The following is a 20,445-nucleotide window of genomic DNA, read 5'->3' on the forward strand; positions in this document are numbered from 1 at the left end:
TCCCACCCTTCCCACACCCAAATATATGATAAGTATTCAACCGGATTTGATATGACTCCTGACTCCTGACTCCTAGATTAACTATCTAATTACACCAATGCTACCGGATTTTATCTAATGGGTAGGGTGGGCAAACATCAAGTCTATATAACTGCTAATATCAATCACCACATTAGCCCATCCCTACAAAAAATTATCTTAATTAACCACTATTTCGCAACTACTCTGATTTGTACTGGTGTATCTGTAACACGACTCGCATTTGAGAATTTAGCTGAGCTTGCTGGTTGGACTGGATAAGTTATTACTTCACTACTTTGATATGGGGGTATTGCTATTGGGTTGCCAAGATTAGTGTTAAATACAGCTTCATATTCAGTTGAGTAATTGGTGTAAGTAACATCTATAGCGCTAACATATGAAGGTATATCTACATATAACAAGTCTCCAGATAATGGCAATCGTCTTACACAATCTGGCTCTTGTTGTAAATAACAAAATTCTGTAGCTGCCATTGCAGGGCTGGGGGAAACTACTGCAAAAGATAGTAAACAGACAAAAAATGCAACGATGACTTTGCCTAATGCTTTTTTCATTTTTATTACTCCGTAAGTCACTTTGTGTGTGAACGTTTTTTCCAAATCTTCAGAGGAGTTTGTTCCTCTATTATTACAATTGTTTTGTGATGGGTAGGGTGGGCAAACATCAAGTCTATTAACTGCTAATATCAATCACCACATTAGCCCACCCCTACAAAAAATTATCTTAATTAACGACTATACCCAAATACTCTGAGTTGTACTGGTGTCTCTGGAACACGACTCGCATTTGAGAATGTAACTGAACTTGCTGGTTGGACTGGATAAGTTCTTCGTTCACGACCAAATGGGGGCATGAATATTGGGCTGTCAATACTACTGTTAACTACAGCTCCGTTATCTGAGAAATTGCTGAAATCCACATATATGAAGTCAACTCCAGATGGAGGTATATCTACAAATAACAAGTCTCCAGAGAACGGTAATTGTCTTAAACAATCTGGCTCTAGTTCTAAAATACAATAATATTCAGCTGCCATTGCAGGGCTGGGGGAAACTACTGCAAAAGATAGTAAACAGACAAGAAATGCAACGATGACTTTGCCTAATGCTTTTTTCATTTTTATTACTCCGTAAGTCAATTTTTGTGTGAACGTTTTTTCCAAATCTTCAGAGGAGTTTGTTCCTCTATTATTACAATTGTTTCATGATGGGTAGGGTGGGTAAACATCAAGTCTATTAACTGCTAATATCAATCACTACATTAGCCCACCCCTACAAAAAATTATCTTAATTAACGACTATACCCAAATACTCTGAGTTGTACTGGTGTCTCTAGAACACGACTCGCATTTGAGAATGTAACTGAACTTGCTGGTTGGACTGGATAAGTTCTTCGTTCACGACCAAATGGGGGCATGAATATTGGGCTGTCAATACTACTGTTAACTACAGCATCGTTCTCTGAGAAATTGCTGAAATCCACATATATTAAGTTAACTCCAAATTCAGGTATATCTACATGTAACAAGTCTCCAGATAACGGTAATTGTCTTAAACAATCTGGCTCTAGTTCTAAAATACAATAATATTCAGCTGCCATTGCAGGGCTGGGAGATACTACTGCAAAAGATAGTAAACAGACAAAAAATGCAACGATGACTTTGCCTAATGCTTTTTTCATTTTTATTACTCCGTAAGTAACTTTGTGTGTGAAGGTTTTTTCCAAATCTTCAGAGGAGTTTGTTCCTCTATTATTACAATTGTTTTGTGATGGGTAGGGTGGGCAAACATCAAGTCTATTAACTGCGAATATCAATCACTACATTAGCCCACCCCTAAAAAAAATTATCTTAATTAACCACTATTTCGCAACTACTGTGATCTGTATTGGTGTATCTGTAACACGACTCGCATTTGAGAATGTAGCTGAACTTGATGGTTGGACTGGATAAGTTATTACTTCACTAGTCATATATGGGGGTAGTTCTATTGGGTTGCCAAGATTGGTGTTAAATACAGCATAATACTCTTGTGAGTAATTGCTGACAGTAACATCTATGGCGTAAACTCCAGATGGAGGTATATTTACATATAACAAGTCTCCAGATTCCGGCAAGAATTCTACACATTGTGGCTGTTGTCCTAAATCACAATAATATGTAGCTGCCATTGCATGGCTGGGAGAAATTACTGCAAAAGATAGTAAACAGACAAAAAATGCAACGATGACTTTGCCTAATGCTTTTTTCATTTTTATCACTCCGTGAGGTCACTTTGTGTGTGAACGTTTTTTCCTAATAACAGAATATAGCAAACTGTATTAGATTGACTATTATTTATTTTTTCTTTATATTTCACAGTAGAATATAGTTTAAGGCCTGCATTATTAATTTCTAATATCCACAACTACATTTACCCACCATACTATTTTTGATTTTTGACTTTTGACTTTTGATTTTAATTTTAATTATTCTAATCGCTGCAATATAAATAGGGTGGCAATCTACGATGCTCAATTTCTCCACTATATCATGTCTCATTAAATAACTGTAATCAACAATCTTTACCCAACCTGGTAGGGACGTTGCATGCAACGTACATTGCGGTTAATTAATGTTACTCGATCGGGACTTACACAAATTCACCTTGAAAACAGCATCTTTAGGGGCGAGTGGCATTTGCGTTCCGCAAAGCTCCACTTTATATGTTGCGGAGCAAAACCCCCTCAGTCTATTTAGTGTCCGTGCGTAAGTCCTGTTGATATTACTCCCCTACTCAATTAGCTTAACGAAGTTAGAAGTCAGAAGTTAACCCACCCTCGCCCCTCCCCTCCCAACCCACCCCTAACCCCGACCGTGGAGGGAGGGGAAGTAGGGGATTTGAGCAACTCTCCAAAATATTATTGCGCCTTAAAAGGCGGGGTTTTAGACCCATGTTATTTTGATAAAATATAGACAAAGTTATTGCTAAATTTTTGGAAATAGATAATGTCAGAAGTATTAGATTTCGATTTAGTTATTAAAAATGTCCGGGTAGTGCGTCCAAATCAGAATTCGAGCGATCGCTTCGACCTCGGAATTAAAAATGGCAAGTTTGCTCACATTAACCCAGAATTAGCTAATGAGGTATTTGATGCCCAAAATTTATTAGGTTTTCCAGGGCTAACTACTGAAGCCGAATAATTGGACAAAGTTAGAAAAATATCAATAAATCTTGAAAACAATTACGATTATCTGCTATGGTATATTCAATTCTCCTAATTTATCAAATGCTTTTTTTCATGGTTTACCAGTTCCAATGAAATCAATCAAGACCAAGCTAAAACTTAACAACCAGCAAAAAACAATACTTGCCAAACACGCAGGTGTTGCACGTCATGCTTATAACTGGGGGTTAGCAACTTGTATAAAAGAGTACAAATAAACTAAAAAACGCCCAAGCGCAATTACCTTGCATAAACGTTTAGTAGCTGAAGTAAAATCAGTTAATCCTTGGTACTATGAGGTATCTAAATGTGCCCCCCAGCAAGCATTAAGAGATTTAGAGAGAGCATTTAAAAACTTTCTAACTATTCCTGAACGTGGATTTCCAGTCTTTAAAAAAAAAGGGAGAAAAGACAGCTTTTACTTAGAAGGAAGTATTAAGATTTTCCAAGGAAACTACATACAATTACCCAGAATAGGAATAGTAAAAACATACGAAATCTTACCCTCTGTACCAGTAAAAAACGTCACCATCTCAAAAAAAGCAGATAGTTGGTACATCAGTTTCAAGTACAAATTTGAACCATACCCAACAGAAAAAGTAAGAGAAACTATAGGTGTAGACATAGGCATAAATACATTAGCAACCTGTTCTGATGGTAGTAAATTTGCCAATGTCAAAGCCTACAGACAAGCCAAAAAACAATTAGTTCGTCATCAACGTGCAGTCAGTAAAAAAGTTATTGGCTCCAAAAACAGACGCAAAGCAGTAAAAACTAGCCAAAGTCCACAAAAAGCGGATGCGACCCCGCGACGACGTCAGCTCGCTTGCGGAACGCGCACCAAGCAGTAGCCGATATCAGAGCAGATGCACTACATAAACTCACAACATGGGCGAGCTTTAAACCACAGCACCATAGTAATTGAGGATTTGAATGTAAGTGGAATGCTTAAAAATCACAAACTAGACCCACTCTAGCTCGCTCCCGGGATGTGGTGGGTTGTGGGTTTTATGAATTTCAACGTCAACTTACATACAAATGTGAATGGTACGACAGTAAATTAATCATAGCGGATAGATTTTATCCAAGTTCTCAAATATGTTCAAACTGTGGGCATCAACAGAAAATGCCATTGCACTTGAGAACGTATGTTAGCGGAGCTTTGCGTTAGCAAATGTAGTGAATGCGGTTTTGAAACTGACAGAGATTTTAATGCTGCTGTCAACTTGAAAAACTATGTGTATCAGTAGCTTGAGTCAAGAGCGAATTTAAGCCTGTGGAGAAGATAAGTTTGCAGACTGCGGTCAGTGGTCTTCAGTGTTTGCGCAGCATTGCGTCAGCAAAGCAGGAAGCTAGCTCCAAAGCTCATGCAATCATTCATGGGTAAGTTTGGGTAAGTTTAGTAGAACGGTTAGTAGACTCCCATCAACACATTGGTATTTATCAACCCCTACCTCAAGACGCCATAACGGAAACAAAAGCCGCTGCTATGGGTGGGGTGACAACAGGTTTAACTTATATTCGTACCGGGCAATATTATCTCAACCGAGGTGGTCCTTACAAAGATTTTTTTCCTGAAGCATTGAAGCTTTCAGAAGGTAATTTTTTTGTAGACTATGGTTACCATCTCGCCCCCATCCCCTCCCGGGAGGGGAGCTAGAGAGGTGGGTGAAGACTTAAATGTATCAGGTATGATGTCAAATCACAAGCTAGCTAAGGCTGCCCTAGTCTATGGGTTTTTATGAGTTTCGTAGACAGGCGCGAGTACAAGTATGAGTTATTAGGTTGCTGAGTTAATCATCGTTGATAGATGGTTTCCAAGTTCTAAAACTTGCAGTAGGTGTGGAACTGAATCGTGAGTCTCTGTTTTTATCAGAGCGCGTGTTTAATTGCGAACACTGCAATTTTAGCTGTGATTGCTCCGCAACGCTAGCGCGAACGAGACTTGATAAGAGCGTTAAATTTAGCTATGGCGGTCAGTTTGCTCCGCAACGCTAGCGCAAACGACCGTGACAGCTTGCGGACTGGACAGGCGCCGACGTTGCCAGGTTGAAGCAGGAATAGAACAGATTATCAGCAAGAAAATCATAGATTTATGTAGATAATCGTAGGTTTCTAAGAACGGAAATTTGATTTATGACAAAGGAGAAGTTTTAGGGTCGCCCCAAGGAAAATATTTGTCGCGACCCTATGGGAAAACAGTTAACAGTTAACAGTTAACAGTTCTCATAAAGTAGGGTGCTGTTAGCGATAGCATAACGCACCATTTTTGATATTGCTGGTGCGTTACGCTCCACTTCGTTCCACTAACGCACCCTACTGGACTGACATTGACTTGATTAAATTCAGTCAGGAATTAGTTCTAAATTCTAAATTGCGCTTAGTACAATATTAGCTCAAATATTTATCCAATATCTGATGAAAGTGACGGATGCGAGATTCTTGATAGTTACCCAGAGTAATGCCTGGTTTTGCAGATGCCTTCAAACCTTTTTGCAGTCGCAGAAAATTGGAGGTATCTTGATCTAAAAAAGGTCCTATTCCTCGTAATTCTGGTGCATCAGCAAAGTTCTGTTCTAATGTCAGCCAGTTAATTTTAGCTGTTGGTGGGGTCATTCCAGGTGGGAATGGTTGGAGGAGAAGCACATCCATAATACAAAGATCGGGATTAGCACCATAAGGTCTAAACCTAAACTGGAGGGGTTGACCGACACCAGGCCAGCTCATAAAGTTTGGAAAAATAAAGTAAGAAATTGCATCTAGCATTTCTGTATCAGAAACAGCAGAGCAGTCAATCTTAAGATGTTGCTTTAAGGTTTGGCGAGTCACCTCTGCTGCATAAGCACGAGGGTTCATTTCGTCAGACATCTGTAATGTTGCTGGGTCTCCTCCTTTAAATTCTATTAGAGCTTTTGCGGGAACCATTGGGTCTTGTGGCTTACCGAGATGAGGACTACAAACAGCAAACGGACTAATCATGCGATTGTGACGACCATAAATGTCATATTGGGAATTAACATCTCCGATAAGTTTGAGAATTTGTGGATGTGTTGTAATTACATGATAAGATTCTAAAGTAGCCGTTAGTGTAACTTTCCAGTTAGCAGGCATCACTTTGGCAACGTGAACTGCTGTAAACCTTTCTTGTAAAGCAAACTGTTGGAAATGTTCGGGTATATTTTCTAAGTAACTCTCCAGAGACTCACAGTCTGGGTCAAAATTAATAAAGACAAAACCCTGCCATGTTGCCACCTTAATTTCCGGCAACCGGAAAGCTTCATCCTCTACTTGTTCAAAATCCCACCGACAAGGAATATGAGCTAGAGTACCATCCAGTTTCCATGTCCAACCATGAAAGGGACATTGTAGAGCTAAAGTATTTCCCTCGTTAACACATAACTGGGTTCCACGGTGCAAACAAGAGTTGTAGAATGCCTGAATTTGATCGGTTTTACTCCTAACAACAATTACCGAAAGATCGGCGACATCATATACCACATAATCGCCGACATTGGGGATATTTTCTTCTCGACAAGCCCACTGCCAGACTTTTTTCCACAATTTTTCTACTTCTAAGTTATGATATTCAGGAGAAAAGAATATTTCTCTGGGAATATCGGCAGTTCCCAGATTTTTGACCGACTCTTGTTTTAATACAGACGGCACAGGTCGGCTATCAGTCTGCAATATTTCCTGCACTGTTTCCATCTCGTCTCTACTGAAATTTTTCCTCATCTTTTGTACTTTTTTATTGATTAGGATAAGTTGCAGGTATATCTTATATCATCTCAACGTTGGTTGGAGACCCGCGCTCTCCCGATAGGGGAGCGTCGTCCGCGAAAACCAATCAATTTTGCGGTTTCACACACAATATGTTACCATCTAAGGACTAAAGAATTTTTAATTATTACTTGATGGTTGAAAAAGCGTACAAATTTAGGTTTTACCCTACTCCAGAACAGGAAAATCTCCTGCGGAGGACTTTGGGCTGTGTACGTTTAGTCTACAACAAAGCTTTAGCTGCTAGAACTCAAGCCTGGCATGAAAACAAACAGCGAGTAAGTTACAAGCAAACCTCAGCTATGCTGACCTCCTGGAAAAAGCAGGAGGATTTAGATTTCCTGGCACAAGTAAGCTGTGTACCCTTACAGCAGGGTTTGAGACATCTACAGCAGGCTTTCACTAACTTTTTTAGTGGCCGTGCTAACTACCCGAAATTCAAGAAAAAACGTAATGGCGGTAGTGCTGAATTTACCAAATCAGCATTTAGATGGAAAGATGGTAAAGTCTATCTAGCTAAATGTTCTAGTCCATTACCTATAAGATGGAGTAGGCAACTACCACCGGGTTGTGTACCAAGCACAATCACAGTGAGACTCAACCCTTCTGGTAGGTGGTCAGTATCTCTGAGAGTTAATGAAACCAGAGATTTGAGACTCAAGCCGATTAAAAAGCAAATAGGTATTGATTTAGGAATTACCAATCTATTAACTACCAGCGATGGAAAAACATTTGCTAACCCTAAGAATCTAAACAAGCTACACAAAAAGCTGAGGTTGGCTCAGAAATCTCTAGATAGAAAAACCAAAGGAACTAACAACTATCAAAAAGCCCGACTCAAAGTAGCTAGGATACACGCAAAGATCAAAGATTCAAGACTTGACTATACCCACAAACTAACAACCCAACTAATTAGAGAAAACCAAACGATAGTGGTTGAGGATTTGGCAGTAAAAAATATGGTCAAGAACCACAAATTAGCAAGAGCAATATCAGATGCTAATTGGGGAGAATTAGTCAGGCAACTAGAGTACAAAGCTGAATGGTATGGTCGTCAATTAATCAAAATTGACCGATATTTTCCCAGCTCAAAACGTTGCTCTAGTTGCGGTCATGTAGTAGAAAAACTACCTCTAAATATTAGAGAGTGGGATTGTCCAGAGTGTGGCAGTCACCATGACCGCGACGTAAATGCAAGTATAAACATTTTGCGGATGGGAACCCGCGTCGGCGATAGACGCAAGGGAACGCCCACGCTCGAAGGCTGCGGGAGGAGCAGTGTCAGTCTGCGGAGCGACTGTAAGACCTGAAGAGATGACTCGGAGGGCGGGTGCTATGAGGCAGAAAGCCCCTAACAGCAATGCTAGGGAATCCCGCGCTGTCACGCAAGTGCAGCGTCGGGAGGATGTCAAGTGCTAATTGCTATATTATGATAGACAAAAAATTATATCAGCAAACGAATGGTCAATCTCACCAAAAAACTCCTGGAAGCAAAAGACTGGGTTAAAGTGCGTGCTAGTACCGACGCTCAACAATCTTTTCTGACTTGGCAGGGTTCGGTTTATGCCTTTATTCCTGGGGAGCCAAAACAGCATTTATTCCAAATAGTAGGGATGAGTGTGGCCAGATGTATTCCGAGGCCGGAGGGAGGTTGGGATTTTACTTCTAGGGAACTAACCTTTTATCTTGACCCCGAAACAGGGGAAAAGTTGGATACTTGGAAAAATCCCTGGACGGATGAAGTTTTGCCTGTAGTTCATGTGGCCAATAATCCGGTACAGGGGTTGTTTAAAAGACCAATGCCTGCATTAGTTGATGAGGAGTTGACTACTTATAAGTTTGACCTGTTTTCTAACTACCCCAACCCCCTCGCCGACGATCCAAAGTTTGCTGAATATAGTCCTCAACTTCTTTATCAAGCTAGCGAATTATTTAAGTTGACAGTACCGACAGCAGATTTACAAAATCCCGACACAACTTCTGTATCTAAGGTAATGTTGGCATGGGATAGAATAGGTCCTTGGGTGCCGTGGATGAAAATGGGCGATCGCTCTGGTAATCTAATTTATAGTGCTTGGGGTGGGAAGGTGGCTGGTGTTGCTGAATTACCTCAGTTAATTCAGGATGAAATGAATACTCGCGTTCCGTTGTTTAAAAATGCAGCTAAATCTCTTTTAGATCAGGATGATGTGACTTCTTGGATTTATTTTAAGCAAAATTTTGATGCTTATTTGAAAGGAGAAAAGTTTCCTATTCCGGAGGCGTGATGCCATTTCTTTTCAACCCGTATTTTGAGTAGGGGAGTGGGGAAGCGGGGAGTAGGGGAGTAGGGGAGCGGGGAGTAGGGGAGCGGGGGAGTAGTAAACATCAAAATAATTAACATTAACTTTGCTCGAATTAGCAAAAAAGGGCGTTGCTGATTCTGGGTATGATGCAAGCCCCCTAGCCCCCAATTTGGGGGAATAAAACTCTAAAAGTCCCCCGCGATCCCCTCCCGTCCCCCGCAGGATCGGGGAAGCCAGATGTTGCTGCGCTTTTTGTTGAACGGGGATTTAGGGGCTTGATCAGAACCAAACAATCGCGCATTCATACTTCAATTCAGCAACGCCCAAAAAAGTTCTATGCGTCCTTTTTAATTACTTAATAACTGAAGTATTACCTAAAATCGGGAAATGTTTTTCTCACTGTTGCCTGTTGCCTATTCCCTGTTCCCTATTGCCTATTCCCTGCTATAGAATAAATAGAAGTGTTTAGATTAAAAAGCAAATGTCATCTCACATTCTGGTAGTTGAAGATGAGGCAAAGCTAGCTCAATTTATCGAGCTAGAACTTAAATATGAAGGTTATCAAGTAACGGTGGCTAATGATGGATTCGCTGGCATAACAATGGCACGAGAAATTAAGCCAGATTTGATAATTCTTGACTGGATGTTACCTGGTTTATCAGGACTAGAATTATGTCGTCGTTTGCGAACTACTGGCGATAAAGTACCAATTATTCTATTAACAGCTAAAGATGATGTGAGCGATCGCGTAGCTGGTTTAGATGCAGGGGCAGATGACTATGTTTTAAAGCCTTTTAGTGTGGAAGAATTATTAGCTAGAGTTAGGGCACATCTCAGACGTACTCAAGAACCTAATCCTGATTTATTAATGTTTGAAGACTTGAGTTTAAATAGAAGTACGAGGGAAGTTTATCGGGATAATAGAGCAATTGAATTAACAGCAAAAGAATTTGATTTATTGGAATATTTAATGGCTCATCCTCGACAAGTTTTGACAAGAGATAGAATTTTAGAAACTGTTTGGGGTTATGATTTTATGGGCGATTCAAATATTATTGAAGTTTATATTCGTTACTTACGTTTGAAGTTAGAATCTAATGATGAAAAAAGGTTAATTCAAACTGTGCGAGGAGTGGGTTATGTTTTGCGGGAATAATTTAGGAATAAGGAAAAATATTATCTGGAGAAATGTTTTCCCACTGTTAATTATTAATTGTTAAACTATTCCTTACCGAAGAATTAATAATTAAATAATTCGCGCCTTAAAGCCCCCCCTTTTAAGGGGAAAAAAGCGGTCGAGAGATGGCGAGGTCTCCTCGCCATATCTAATCGACCAAGAGAAGAAATAATATTTCCTTATATTCAATTCCGTAGCGGTTAAAACCCGAGGTAATTATCAATTATCCATTATCAATTATCAATTAATGAATATATTCCTGCATTTCTTTTCTCGCCTTTTCTGTTATCGCTTCCTCTAACCATTTACTTCTATTTGGGAGCGATCGCACATACTCATCAATATCCTGTGGAACTCTTACAGATAAAGGCTTTTCAGCTTTTGGCTTTTCACCTTCACCTAATACGGTCATTATTTGGCCTTTTTTATTTCTGACTAACTTGGACATAATTTTCTGCTGATGATTTTTGTATCTATCTATTATATCATTGTATACATCGGTCGCCAGATTTTATTATTCTATTCCGACCTATACATCAGTAATATTTATCAACAAAAAACATATACCGACGTATACATCTGCTATTTTTTTAAAAAATGAAAAATAAAAAGTAAGCATCCCTGGAAGTTAACTAGGGACTTAGCACAAAAAAACTTGGGCTTTGAAGTAATAGCTTCAGCCCAAGGAACAAACAAAATATACACTCTAATCTTAGCAAATGTCAGAGCCGAATAATAGTGATCAAAATAAGACATCTAGCCATTGGGCAGTTTCAGAAGAAGATTGTGAAAATATGGCAGAAAGAAATCAATGGAAATTATTAGAAACTAGGAAAGACGATATTGACATCCTCCCCGGCCTAAAGGCACGGGAATTCCTACTGAGCCATAGCTCCTCGGCGGGTTGACGCTTTGCTTCGCATAGCTGTCGCTAACACAGGGTGCTGCTTCCTTGGCGGTAGTCTAACGCTTCCCTCCACGTCCGTTTAGAGTTTCCGAGTGCCCCCCGGCAACTAATAATACTATAGCATATATTCAATTGACTTAACATAAAAATAAAAAGTCGCCCTACAAGGGCGAGGCTTTAAACCCAATTTTTCGGTAAATCTATTCGAATGTATTTTTGAAGGAGAAACATCATTTGCAGACCACAAAGAAAAAGACAATGACTGAAAATATTGAACAATTATTAGACGATCGAGCAACTCTAATTATTTATATGGTAAAACAAGGCGAGCAATGGGTTCGACATTCAGGAGGGTTAATTGAAAAAGATGAAACAACTCGTCTTATTCGTGCTAGTTATGATTGGCAAGCAGTAGAAAAAAGACAGTATGAACAAGAAATTGGTCGGCGACTCTATTCTACTGGTTCTGGTGCTACCCTTCGTTCTTCCAGGGCAATTCCTACGGACTGGATAGTTTCTCATGTAGAACGTTATGAACCAGACTTGCAAAATATGCCATTATTCCGTGAAGTTATTATTGCATATTGTGAGAAAAAACCAATGACTCTTGAGGAATATAAGTCTTTAGTTTATGAGCGAGAAGCTCAAGTTTCGGCTGAATCTTTTGGCGGTAATGAACAGCGTTATCAAGAGTGGTTGAAATCAAATGAAACTTGAGAATATTTATAGACTCAATAATACAGCAGATTCCAGCTTAGTGAGGTATACTCATAACGGGTAAGATGCATGCACTGGGAAGATTTAATTGTTAATATCTGTACTTCATATACTTGAAATCTGCTGTATTACCTAACTAGATGTTATGGAATCAGTTAAAAGAATACTTTGGGGATGTTCTTGGAAATTTTTCACAATCGAATTTGGTAATTATTATACATTTTCAGGGCTTACGCAAAAACCGGGTTATGCTCCAAATTTGGATGCGTAAGCCCTATGGATAATTGATAATTAATCAATCCGATGGTTTTAACCAGAGGCAATTATCCATTATTCATTATTCATTATTCATTATCAATACTTCCTCAACAGTTAAACTAAGAATTTGTGCTACTTGTTCCACACTCATTCCCGTTGCTAATAATTGAGGAATAGCATTTCTTCGTGCTTGACGTTCTTGTTCAGCCCGTTGGCGTTCTTGTTCAGCCCGTTGGCGTTCTTGTTCTGCTTGGTTGGCAAAGCGATCGCCACGCGCTTTTTCTATTTCTGCTCTTTCTGCTCCTGTTAACAACAAGTTACCTTCCGAGTCCCACCAACGTAACCATGATAAACTTTGATTTTGATAGGAACCTTCCCATTTTCCCAATTCTATTCCCAGGGGTCTAATAAAGTAGTGACCCCGCTCATTAGGAGACATCTGGCGATAAGAGTCATCCTCTAAATGATACATTTCTAGGTTGCCAGTTTTGATGATATATACTCCGTAGTAAGATATTCTAACTATGCGTTCGTAGACCCAAAATTTTCCTGGTTTTGTTGTTTCACCATCTTCGGAAACTGACAAAGGTGTTTTGTCTAATTCTTCTGTTCCATCTCCACTGGCAAATTCTAGAGCAATTAAAGGTGCCATATATTCTCGCCACAGACAATAGGAACGACGAATTTCACCGTTTAATAGTGGTGGTACATTGGGAACGTAAAACCAATCTGGTGCTTCTGCACCTTTTTCGCGGGGTTCTGTTTCTCGCCAATAGATACCACTATCTTGCCCGATGGCATAATTTCCATCTGGGTGTCGTTGTTGTAAAATTGGTGCGATGGAATCAGTTAAAAGGATACTTTGGGGATGTTCCTGGAAATTTTTCACAAATTTGCCGTCTTCATCTGGTAATTGAGTATGATCGGGAAAGGGTGGTGGTAGGTCTATTTTTATTTTTGTTTCTGTCATTAAAAATTCTACCTTTAGTGATTATGATTACCTGAATTTTATCACAACTACATTAGTCCAAGTAGAAAACAATGATAAGATAAATTTAGATAAATTTAGTCAATCAAATGAGGAATGCTAGGAAATTAAATATGGAATTTATTCAAACTAAAGCTAAAGTTAAAAATGGGCAATTAATTCTTACTCAACCTCATCAATATTTGCCTACTGATAAGGAGGTTTAAGTTGTGATTATTGTTTCTGATAAAAATCAATCAATTGAGTTAGAAGAAGCTCGTAGGAAAATGCAAGCTGATTTTAAAGAAGCTGGCATCGAAACTCAAGAACAAATTTTAGAGCTGATTCGTGAAGTGAAGCAAGAACTTTTTCAGGAGTGTTATGGATGAGGATATTTTTTTATATACAAATATTTATTTATAGCAATTATCGAATCGATGAGGTACACCTACGATCCCCCTAAATCCCCCTTGAAAAGGGGGACTTTGAAGTTCCCCCCTTCTTAAGGGGGGTTAGGGGGGATCTAATATCTGTACCTCACAGATTAAAAAGTACGATATTTCATTTGAAGAGGCAAAATCAGTGTTTTATGATGATAATGCTATTCAATTTTGGGATGAACAACACTCTGATTTTGAGGATAGATTTTTGTTGCTTGGTATCAGCTCAAAAATGCGAATATTATTGATAGTTCATTGTTATCGAGAACAAGAGTCTGTAATCAGAATTATTTCTGCCCGCAAAGCAACTAAAAATGAAAGTCAACTTTATGGAAAATAAAACTATGAAACCAGAATATGACCTAACTAAAATGAAAAGTCGTCCTAATCCTTATGCTAAAAAACTCAAGCAACAAATAAGTTTATCTTTAGGGATTGAAGTAATAGAATATTTTGAAAAAAAAGCACAAGAAAAAGGAATTTCTTATCAACAATTAATTGATTTATACCTTCAAAATTGTGTAAATAGCAAACGTGAACTATCTTTTTGAAACAATAGCGCGATCGCTATGTTGTAGAATGCTTGAGTAAAATTTTGGGCTAGATATTTCTTCTTTAGGAACGCTAACTTTCAGCAGATTGATTATTTTTTAACTATTGTCCAATAGTAATGTTGAGTAGAGATATACTCAGGGAAAGCGATCGCTATCTTGTAAGATGCTTGACTAAAGTTTTTGGCTAGATATTTCTTCTTTAGGAACGCTAACTTTGAGCAGATTGATTTTTTTTTAACTATTGTCCAATAGTAATGTTGAGTAGAGATACACTCAGGGAAAGCGATCGCTATGTTGTAGAATGCTTGAGTAAAATTTTGGGCTAGATATTTCTTCTTTAGGAACGCTAACTTTGAGCAGATTGATTTTTTTTTAACTATTGTCCAATAGTAATGTTGAATTTAGATACACTCAGGGAAAGCGATCGCTATGTTGTTAGGTGCTTGAGTAAAATTTTGGGCTAGATATTTCTTCTTTAGGAACGCTAACTTTCAGCATATGGATTTTTGTTTAACTATTGTCCAATAGTAATGTTGAATTTAGATACAGTCAGGGAAAGCGATCGCTATCTTTTAGGATGCTTGACTAAAGTTTTTAGCTAGATATTTCTGCCTTACAAAGGCTAACTTTGAGCAGATTGATTTTTTTTAACTATTGTCCAATAGTAATGTTGAGTAGAGATACACTCCGGGGAAGCGATCGCTATCTTTGAGAGTGCTTGACTAAAGTTTTTAGGTAGATATTTCTTCCTTACGAACGCTAACTTTCAGCATATTGATTTTTTTTAACTATTGTCCAATAGTCATGTTAAGTTTAGATACACTCAGAGGAAGCGTTCGCTATCTTGTAGAGTGCTTGACTAAGGTTTTTGGCTAGATATTCCTGCTCTATAAAACCGATATAAAACGTCATAATGTGACATTTTACTGTTTACTTCCTGCTTCTACCGGAACTGTCGGCAGCACTCCGTCCACAGGCATTAACGACCGAGCCGACCGCATTTCTTAAATTAATACTGGCGTTTAAATCTCTGTCCATTGACAAGCCACACTCAGGGCAGTCATAAGTCCTTAGATTTAATGGCATTTCTTGAACGTGACCACAACTAGAACAAGTCTTTGATGATGGAAAAAACCTATCAACTACTATTAACTCAGAACCGTACCATTGGCACTTATATTCTAACTGTCGCCTGAATTCATAAAATCCTTGGTCAGCTATAGATTTAGCTAGCTTATGATTGGCTAACATACCGCGAACATTCAAATCTTCTATGACAATTTTGCCGTGGTTTTTGGCTAAATATGTTGTCAATTTATGAAGTGCGTCTTTACGGATGCTTGCTACTTTTCTATGCAGCCTGGCTATTTTCAGTTGTGCTGCTTTCCAGTTAGCAGAGCCTATCTCTTTATTACGATTTAGGTATTGCATTCTAGACAGCTTAGTTTCAAATCTGCGATAAGATTTCACACTTGTCACAACTTTACCATCACTCAAAGTCGCTAAGGTTTTCACTCCTAAATCTACACCAACTACATCAGTTTTTTTTGGTGTAGTTGTGGCATTAAATTCATAGCTACAGCTCAGATACCAGTCACCTGCTTGTCTGCTAATGGTGATTTTTTTGGTTGTTGCCTCAATGGCTTCATAAGTTTTGACAATACCAATAAAAGGTAATTTGTGACTCCATCCGTTTAGTTCTATTGGTTTTCCACAATTATCTATTGTGAAAGAATCAGACCTACCTTTTTTCTTAAATTTTGGATATTTACCCAATCCTTTAAAAAACCTCTTAAATGCTGCATCTAAGTGGATGAAAGCGTATTGATAAACTCTAGACGACAACTTTTTCATCCAGGGTATTAGTGGTTTTGTATGATTAGTAAAAACCTCTCTGAGTTTACGGACATTCGGTTTATAACCGTCTTTATAGGCTGCATTCCACAAGCTCAAACCCCAATTATAACACCATCTGCTATAACCTGCGTGTTGAGCCATCAGGGTTTTCTGTTTGTTATTCAGTTTGAGCTTGGTATGAATTGATTTCATGTATGACTGAGTGGCAGTTTACCGGAGTAGTAAGCAATTACTGAGTGTATTCTATCGTTATTCTTTGATTAAGTCAATGCTAGTCAATGACTCTTTTTTTTAGTTGACAATTGTGATTTTCTTTAGCCAGAGAAACTATCATATTATACTGCTTTATAACGCAAATTGTCAACTAAGTCAAAACTCCTTTTTTTGACAGAGATCGCTCTTAATATTTCAGGAAGGGATAATATGACTATCTCCCTCATACACGGTAGCAGGATAATCATATTCCTCACCTAAAGATTAACGGAAGGATGAACGGGAAGATTTTCGCAAGTTTTCTGATATGTCTCCAAGTCACTGTTGATATACTGCTGCCACTCTTCTGCTGTTAAATTCCGACTGAGATGGCGACAAGCTTGTTGAACTAAGGCTTCTGGTGTTACTGAATGGAGGCGGGCAGTTCTGTCAAAATTTGCAGTAGCAATGGTTTGGCTATCGGGGCTAAAGGCTACTGCTCTTACCAAGTTCTGGTGGTAAAAAGTAGCCAACTCTTTGTGGGTATCTACATCCCAGATGCGGGCAGTTTTATCGTCACTAGCAGTAGCAATGGTTTGACTATCGGGGCTAAAAGTTACTGCATTTACTGTGCGCTTGTGTTTAAGGGTAGCTAATTTTTTGCCAGTAGTAGGCTCCCAAAGGTAGGTTTTATTGTCACTAGCAGTAGCAATGGTTTTGCCGTCGGCACTAAAGGCTATTGCTATTACTTTGCCCTGGTGGTCGAGAGTAGCTAATTTTTTTCCAGTAGTAAGCTCCCAAAGGTTGGCAGTTTTGTCATTACTTGCAGTAGCAATGGTTTTGCCGTCGGGGCTAAAGGCTACTGAATTTACCCTACTCCCATGTTTGAGATGTTTGAGGCGAACTAATTCTTGGCCGGTTTTAGCATCCCAGAGGCGGGCAGTTTTGTCATTACTTGCAGTAGCAATGGTCTTGCCGTCGGGGTTAAAGGCTACTGCATTTACCTCATACTGGCGGTGGTTGAGGGTAGCTAATTTTTCGCCAGTGTCAGCATTCCAAAGACGAGCGGTTTTGTCACGACTTGCAGTAGCAATGATTTTGCCGTCAGGGCTAAAGGTTACTGCATTTACCCTCTCTCCGTGGTTGAGGGTAGCTGATTCTTTTTGGGTATCTGCATCCCAGAGGCGAGCGGTTTTGTCATTACTTGCAGTAGCAATGGTTTTGCCGTCGGGGCTAAAAGCCACTGCATTTACCATGCCCCGATGTTTGAGGGTATCGAGATTGTTGGATAGTTTAGTTAGCCCATTCCGTAGATTTTTATCCAGTTTAACAAGTAGATCTTGGTTGGCTTTCCCATAACGTTTTTTAGTATCAAGGTATTGCTTCATTGACTCCACGCTCAGTAATACACCCTTCTCAAGACTCCTCTCAAGAACTAAAAATGGCTGTTCGATCATTGATTCAGAGAGCATTGCTAATACTCTGGCTGCTTGTTCTTCTACTTGCTTTTGGCGTTCTTTCTCTTCTTTTTCTTGACAACTTCTCAAATATTTACTCGCCTCAATAAACTCATAAGCCACCCCATCCAATAAAGCCATTTCACCATACTTTTCCAGATATTCTTCTGCTTTAGTTAACTGGCCTGCTCGTAATAACAAACCCTCTTTTTTACCATCCTTTTCCCACTGAGCAGCATCTGCTTCAATTTTTCTTTCCAACGGCAAAGCTTCTTGATATTCTTCTACCCACTTTCTCAATGTTTTCCAACTTCTAATTAACTCTTCGTGAATAACATCTAAAACTGTTCCTCCCTCAGAATTATCTTTAGTAATTAACCGATTATTTTGGTCAGCCAACTTATCACTAACTTCCGACAAAAGCTCTAAACTATGTCGTTCATTGGGTAACTTTTCTAAAATTACTCTTCTGCGAGTATCTGTTATTTTTCCCGAACTTATTTGTTGTTCCCCAGGCTGAACTAATTTTAAAAATATCCTCTTAGCAACCGACTTTTCCTCTTTGTTCAGACTCTCAAAAACTTCATTAGCTCGCTTAGTCAAAGTACCCTTAATTCCACCAAAGTTTGTATAAGTTGCCAGAGTTAAGTACTGACATTTATCTTCCCCTTGAGTAGCAGATTTCCACAGTTCATCCAGAGTATATTGCAGGAGAGGTAAACTACCAGGATTACGCAAAAAGTCTTCAGTCATTTGCGCAACTAATGTCGGCTCAACTCCGATTCCCACTAATTCTGCTGGTTTTTTTATTGCTTCTTCTATTTCATCTTTTTCCAAGGGTATTACTAATAGTTGATGCTGCTTAATTTGATTAGCTAACCCTGCATATTCAGAACATCGGTCGAGAAAATCTGCCCGCATTCCCAATACCACACAAAATTTATCGGATTGCCTTTCCAGCGCTTCTAAAAAAACATCAAAAAATTTCTGTCGTTCTTGTTCTTTTTGTTCTTTGCCTTGACAGAGAGTAAAAGCCTCTTCAAACTGGTCAATTATCATTACTACTCTTTCGGCTTCAGCTACATCAATAAACTCAATTAATTTCTCGGTTAAATTCTCTGGTTGTTCCCCTTCTATATTATGGCGGTGAGGTCTAGTTTTAGATCCCCCTAAATCCCCCTTAAAAAGGGGGACTTTGAAGGCTCCCTCCTTTTCAAGGGGGGCGGGGAGGGGTTCGTCAATGTACCTCATAACTGTAGGAATTTCTATTGCCTGTTTCAGACTTTCCAGAGGAGATGAACCAGGAGTAAAGGGATTAATATAAAGCCATCTATCGCTCCCTGAAATTTTCTGCCCCCGCTTCAATTGATATAACAAACCTGCCCGTAACAAAGAAGATTTACCACTTCCCGAAGCTCCCAAAACCGCCACAAAATTATTAGTCCTTATTCGGTCAATTAATTCATCAGTTAACCGAGTTCTACCATGAAAAAATACCGCATCATTTTCCTGCTGTTGAAAATAAGATAAACCCCGATAAGGAACAACATTTTTCCAGCGTTCATCAACAGGTTGCTTGAGTGTATTAGTAGTAAGAATAATCGCATCCCCAGAATTATGAAACATTGGTGCTTGAGGTGTCTGAGACATATTTTTTTTGATAAAATCTGCCAAAATATAATTAGTTACCCAACCATCAATATTATTTTCTGGGTTTAAACCTTCCAACAAATTAGAGGTGAAAATACCATGTTTACCACTCAATTGTTCGACACTTTTTTCAAAGGAACGACAAGCAGTAATCAAACAACGACTTATTTGTTTTCCCTCAGTTCCAGGGTCAAATTCCTCCTCAAAATTCAAGAATTCACCACTAAAACAACAATCTAACCAAACAATTTGTTTTTTAACCGGACTTTGGCGTAATAATTCTTTTAACCAAGTTAAAGAAATACCATAAATATTTCTATTCAGTTGAGCATCACTTGTGACTAAATATCCTTCTCGAATTCCCCCTTCAGTTGTTAGATAACCATGGCCGGCAAAAAAGAGTAAAGCTACATCAGGAACTTCATTTTTTAGAGGTGGATTAAATAAATTGATAATTGCTTGTTGGAGGTCATTAATTTTAACTAAACCATCAGAAATAAATCTTTCTCTACCTTCCTCATCATAGCCTTTTGGCAAACGTTGGACTCGAAAGTTACCAGATTTTTCTAAAAGATTGGCAATAGATTCAGCATCTTTAACAGGAGCTTTAAGGTTTAAATCTCCAGGTTCTGCTTTGATAAGAAACGGATAAAAATTAATTCCAACCACTAAAGCTTCTCTAGACATAATGATTAATTATTAATTAAAATTTTAAATAAATTAAGATAGATAATTATTAGGATTTTCTATCAATAATCCCTCATTCAAAACAGCTAAATTTAGTTCATTGTCGGCTGAGACAAAAGTAATAGCAGGTAAATTATAAGCTAAACAGAGCGAATTAATATTACAACCTGCTGCTAACTGAATCGCATCATAAACCCTTAAACCATAAGTTTCAGCGAATGTCATTCCCAAGTTAATAATACTTTCAGTAATTTCAATAATTTGCTACTCT

At 38.6% G+C, this 20,445-nt stretch carries 22 protein-coding genes and 1 pseudogene; 13 read left to right on the plus strand and 10 right to left on the minus strand.

Annotation, left to right across the window (positions count from 1 at the left end; all coding sequences use genetic code 11):
- Window positions 1-209: 209 nt before the first annotated feature.
- The 4 genes from SAGCYANO_RS12200 to SAGCYANO_RS12215 all read right to left on the minus strand — a co-directional run bounded on the left by SAGCYANO_RS12200 (window position 210) and on the right by SAGCYANO_RS12215 (window position 2,301).
- Entirely contained in the window at window positions 210-596 is a 387-nt protein-coding gene (locus SAGCYANO_RS12200) for a hypothetical protein (RefSeq protein ID WP_202220330.1), read from the minus strand.
- Between the two features lie 173 nt (window positions 597-769).
- Window positions 770-1,159, minus strand: coding sequence for a hypothetical protein (locus SAGCYANO_RS12205; RefSeq protein WP_202220331.1), 390 nt, complete (start codon window positions 1,157-1,159; stop codon window positions 770-772).
- Window positions 1,160-1,332: 173 nt separating this feature from the next.
- Complete coding sequence (locus SAGCYANO_RS12210; protein WP_202220332.1) at window positions 1,333-1,722, minus strand: hypothetical protein; 390 nt, start codon at window positions 1,720-1,722, stop codon at window positions 1,333-1,335.
- Window positions 1,723-1,902: 180 nt separating this feature from the next.
- Complete coding sequence (locus tag SAGCYANO_RS12215) at window positions 1,903-2,301, minus strand: hypothetical protein (RefSeq protein ID WP_202220333.1); 399 nt, start codon at window positions 2,299-2,301, stop codon at window positions 1,903-1,905.
- A 727-nt stretch (window positions 2,302-3,028) separates the two neighbouring features.
- On the opposite strand from SAGCYANO_RS12215, the gene SAGCYANO_RS12220 reads away from it, so the two are divergent.
- From SAGCYANO_RS12220 to SAGCYANO_RS12230, 6 genes are all read left to right on the plus strand, one after another.
- Window positions 3,029-3,223: a hypothetical protein gene (locus SAGCYANO_RS12220; protein WP_202220334.1), complete on the plus strand. Its 195-nt coding sequence runs from the start codon at window positions 3,029-3,031 to the stop codon at window positions 3,221-3,223.
- A gap of 31 nt (window positions 3,224-3,254) precedes the next feature.
- Window positions 3,255-3,464 carry a helix-turn-helix domain-containing protein gene (locus SAGCYANO_RS44600; protein ID WP_237396094.1) on the plus strand — a complete coding sequence of 70 codons (210 nt, stop codon included), beginning with the start codon at window positions 3,255-3,257 and terminating at the stop codon, window positions 3,462-3,464.
- Window positions 3,465-3,491: 27 nt separating this feature from the next.
- Complete coding sequence (locus tag SAGCYANO_RS44605) at window positions 3,492-4,097, plus strand: RNA-guided endonuclease TnpB family protein (RefSeq protein ID WP_237396095.1); 606 nt, start codon at window positions 3,492-3,494, stop codon at window positions 4,095-4,097.
- A 143-nt stretch (window positions 4,098-4,240) separates the two neighbouring features.
- Window positions 4,241-4,417 (plus strand): transposase, encoded by a 177-nt coding sequence (locus SAGCYANO_RS44610; protein WP_255502552.1) that lies wholly within the window; start codon window positions 4,241-4,243, stop codon window positions 4,415-4,417.
- The gene (locus SAGCYANO_RS47515; RefSeq protein WP_255502549.1) at window positions 4,395-4,496 is read left to right on the plus strand and encodes a zinc ribbon domain-containing protein; all 102 of its coding nucleotides are present in this window, start codon (window positions 4,395-4,397) and stop codon (window positions 4,494-4,496) included. Before SAGCYANO_RS44610 ends, SAGCYANO_RS47515 begins: the two co-directional genes overlap by 23 nt.
- 239 nt (window positions 4,497-4,735) lie before the next feature.
- The gene (locus SAGCYANO_RS12230; RefSeq protein WP_202220335.1) at window positions 4,736-4,906 is read left to right on the plus strand and encodes a hypothetical protein; all 171 of its coding nucleotides are present in this window, start codon (window positions 4,736-4,738) and stop codon (window positions 4,904-4,906) included.
- 731 nt (window positions 4,907-5,637) lie between these two features.
- Here the strand turns inward: SAGCYANO_RS12230 and SAGCYANO_RS12235 are convergent.
- Window positions 5,638-6,981, minus strand: a complete 1,344-nt coding sequence (locus SAGCYANO_RS12235; RefSeq protein WP_202220336.1) for an SRPBCC family protein — start codon at window positions 6,979-6,981, stop codon at window positions 5,638-5,640.
- Between the two features lie 179 nt (window positions 6,982-7,160).
- Here SAGCYANO_RS12235 and SAGCYANO_RS12240 point away from each other — a divergent pair.
- From SAGCYANO_RS12240 to SAGCYANO_RS12250, 3 genes and pseudogenes are all read left to right on the plus strand, one after another.
- Window positions 7,161-8,445: pseudogene (locus SAGCYANO_RS12240) on the plus strand (RNA-guided endonuclease InsQ/TnpB family protein).
- Window positions 8,446-8,486: 41 nt separating this feature from the next.
- Window positions 8,487-9,293 carry a DUF1838 domain-containing protein gene (locus SAGCYANO_RS12245; protein WP_202220337.1) on the plus strand — a complete coding sequence of 269 codons (807 nt, stop codon included), beginning with the start codon at window positions 8,487-8,489 and terminating at the stop codon, window positions 9,291-9,293.
- 499 nt (window positions 9,294-9,792) lie between these two features.
- The gene (locus SAGCYANO_RS12250; RefSeq protein ID WP_202220338.1) at window positions 9,793-10,467 is read left to right on the plus strand and encodes a response regulator transcription factor; all 675 of its coding nucleotides are present in this window, start codon (window positions 9,793-9,795) and stop codon (window positions 10,465-10,467) included.
- A 265-nt stretch (window positions 10,468-10,732) separates the two neighbouring features.
- On the opposite strand, the gene SAGCYANO_RS12255 is transcribed toward SAGCYANO_RS12250, so the two are convergent.
- Window positions 10,733-10,936: a hypothetical protein gene (locus SAGCYANO_RS12255; RefSeq protein WP_202220398.1), complete on the minus strand. Its 204-nt coding sequence runs from the start codon at window positions 10,934-10,936 to the stop codon at window positions 10,733-10,735.
- 717 nt (window positions 10,937-11,653) lie between these two features.
- Here SAGCYANO_RS12255 and SAGCYANO_RS12260 point away from each other — a divergent pair.
- On the plus strand, window positions 11,654-12,112 hold the full coding sequence (locus SAGCYANO_RS12260) for a hypothetical protein (RefSeq protein WP_202220339.1): 459 nt from the start codon (window positions 11,654-11,656) through the stop codon (window positions 12,110-12,112).
- Window positions 12,113-12,449: 337 nt separating this feature from the next.
- On the opposite strand, the gene SAGCYANO_RS12265 is transcribed toward SAGCYANO_RS12260, so the two are convergent.
- The gene (locus SAGCYANO_RS12265; protein ID WP_202220340.1) at window positions 12,450-13,340 is read right to left on the minus strand and encodes a Uma2 family endonuclease; all 891 of its coding nucleotides are present in this window, start codon (window positions 13,338-13,340) and stop codon (window positions 12,450-12,452) included.
- 227 nt (window positions 13,341-13,567) lie between these two features.
- Here SAGCYANO_RS12265 and SAGCYANO_RS12270 point away from each other — a divergent pair, with 227 nt between their 5' ends.
- From SAGCYANO_RS12270 to SAGCYANO_RS12280, 3 genes are all read left to right on the plus strand, one after another.
- Window positions 13,568-13,726 (plus strand): hypothetical protein, encoded by a 159-nt coding sequence (locus SAGCYANO_RS12270; RefSeq protein WP_202220341.1) that lies wholly within the window; start codon window positions 13,568-13,570, stop codon window positions 13,724-13,726.
- 154 nt (window positions 13,727-13,880) lie between these two features.
- Window positions 13,881-14,117: a BrnT family toxin gene (locus SAGCYANO_RS12275; protein ID WP_375339921.1), complete on the plus strand. Its 237-nt coding sequence runs from the start codon at window positions 13,881-13,883 to the stop codon at window positions 14,115-14,117.
- A 4-nt stretch (window positions 14,118-14,121) separates the two neighbouring features.
- Window positions 14,122-14,328, plus strand: coding sequence for a CopG family antitoxin (locus SAGCYANO_RS12280; protein WP_202220342.1), 207 nt, complete (start codon window positions 14,122-14,124; stop codon window positions 14,326-14,328).
- Between the two features lie 933 nt (window positions 14,329-15,261).
- Here SAGCYANO_RS12280 and SAGCYANO_RS12285 read toward each other — a convergent pair.
- The 3 genes from SAGCYANO_RS12285 to SAGCYANO_RS12295 form a co-directional block, all read right to left on the minus strand.
- The gene (locus tag SAGCYANO_RS12285; protein WP_202220343.1) at window positions 15,262-16,380 is read right to left on the minus strand and encodes an RNA-guided endonuclease TnpB family protein; all 1,119 of its coding nucleotides are present in this window, start codon (window positions 16,378-16,380) and stop codon (window positions 15,262-15,264) included.
- A gap of 278 nt (window positions 16,381-16,658) precedes the next feature.
- Window positions 16,659-20,174, minus strand: a complete 3,516-nt coding sequence (locus SAGCYANO_RS12290) for a caspase family protein (RefSeq protein WP_202220344.1) — start codon at window positions 20,172-20,174, stop codon at window positions 16,659-16,661.
- Window positions 20,175-20,207: 33 nt separating this feature from the next.
- Window positions 20,208-20,399: a hypothetical protein gene (locus SAGCYANO_RS12295; protein WP_202220345.1), complete on the minus strand. Its 192-nt coding sequence runs from the start codon at window positions 20,397-20,399 to the stop codon at window positions 20,208-20,210.
- Window positions 20,400-20,445: the final 46 nt, after the last annotated feature.

This window comes from Okeania sp. KiyG1 (assembly GCF_014132355.1).
Taxonomy (GTDB): domain Bacteria; phylum Cyanobacteriota; class Cyanobacteriia; order Cyanobacteriales; family Microcoleaceae; genus Okeania.

Coding starts and splice junctions, on each gene's coding strand:
- SAGCYANO_RS12200 (WP_202220330.1), bottom strand. CDS start 596: ATGAAAAAAGCATTAGGCAAAGTCATCGTTGCATTTTTTGTCTGTTTA.
- SAGCYANO_RS12230 (WP_202220335.1), top strand. CDS start 4,736: ATGGGTGGGGTGACAACAGGTTTAACTTATATTCGTACCGGGCAATAT.
- SAGCYANO_RS12260 (WP_202220339.1), top strand. CDS start 11,654: ATGACTGAAAATATTGAACAATTATTAGACGATCGAGCAACTCTAATT.
- SAGCYANO_RS12220 (WP_202220334.1), top strand. CDS start 3,029: ATGTCAGAAGTATTAGATTTCGATTTAGTTATTAAAAATGTCCGGGTA.
- SAGCYANO_RS12265 (WP_202220340.1), bottom strand. CDS start 13,340: ATGACAGAAACAAAAATAAAAATAGACCTACCACCACCCTTTCCCGAT.
- SAGCYANO_RS12280 (WP_202220342.1), top strand. CDS start 14,122: ATGAAACCAGAATATGACCTAACTAAAATGAAAAGTCGTCCTAATCCT.
- SAGCYANO_RS12250 (WP_202220338.1), top strand. CDS start 9,793: ATGTCATCTCACATTCTGGTAGTTGAAGATGAGGCAAAGCTAGCTCAA.
- SAGCYANO_RS12205 (WP_202220331.1), bottom strand. CDS start 1,159: ATGAAAAAAGCATTAGGCAAAGTCATCGTTGCATTTCTTGTCTGTTTA.
- SAGCYANO_RS12255 (WP_202220398.1), bottom strand. CDS start 10,936: ATGTCCAAGTTAGTCAGAAATAAAAAAGGCCAAATAATGACCGTATTA.
- SAGCYANO_RS12295 (WP_202220345.1), bottom strand. CDS start 20,399: ATGACATTCGCTGAAACTTATGGTTTAAGGGTTTATGATGCGATTCAG.
- SAGCYANO_RS12235 (WP_202220336.1), bottom strand. CDS start 6,981: ATGAGGAAAAATTTCAGTAGAGACGAGATGGAAACAGTGCAGGAAATA.
- SAGCYANO_RS12290 (WP_202220344.1), bottom strand. CDS start 20,174: ATGTCTAGAGAAGCTTTAGTGGTTGGAATTAATTTTTATCCGTTTCTT.
- SAGCYANO_RS12245 (WP_202220337.1), top strand. CDS start 8,487: ATGGTCAATCTCACCAAAAAACTCCTGGAAGCAAAAGACTGGGTTAAA.
- SAGCYANO_RS47515 (WP_255502549.1), top strand. CDS start 4,395: ATGTTAGCGGAGCTTTGCGTTAGCAAATGTAGTGAATGCGGTTTTGAA.
- SAGCYANO_RS12285 (WP_202220343.1), bottom strand. CDS start 16,380: ATGAAATCAATTCATACCAAGCTCAAACTGAATAACAAACAGAAAACC.
- SAGCYANO_RS12210 (WP_202220332.1), bottom strand. CDS start 1,722: ATGAAAAAAGCATTAGGCAAAGTCATCGTTGCATTTTTTGTCTGTTTA.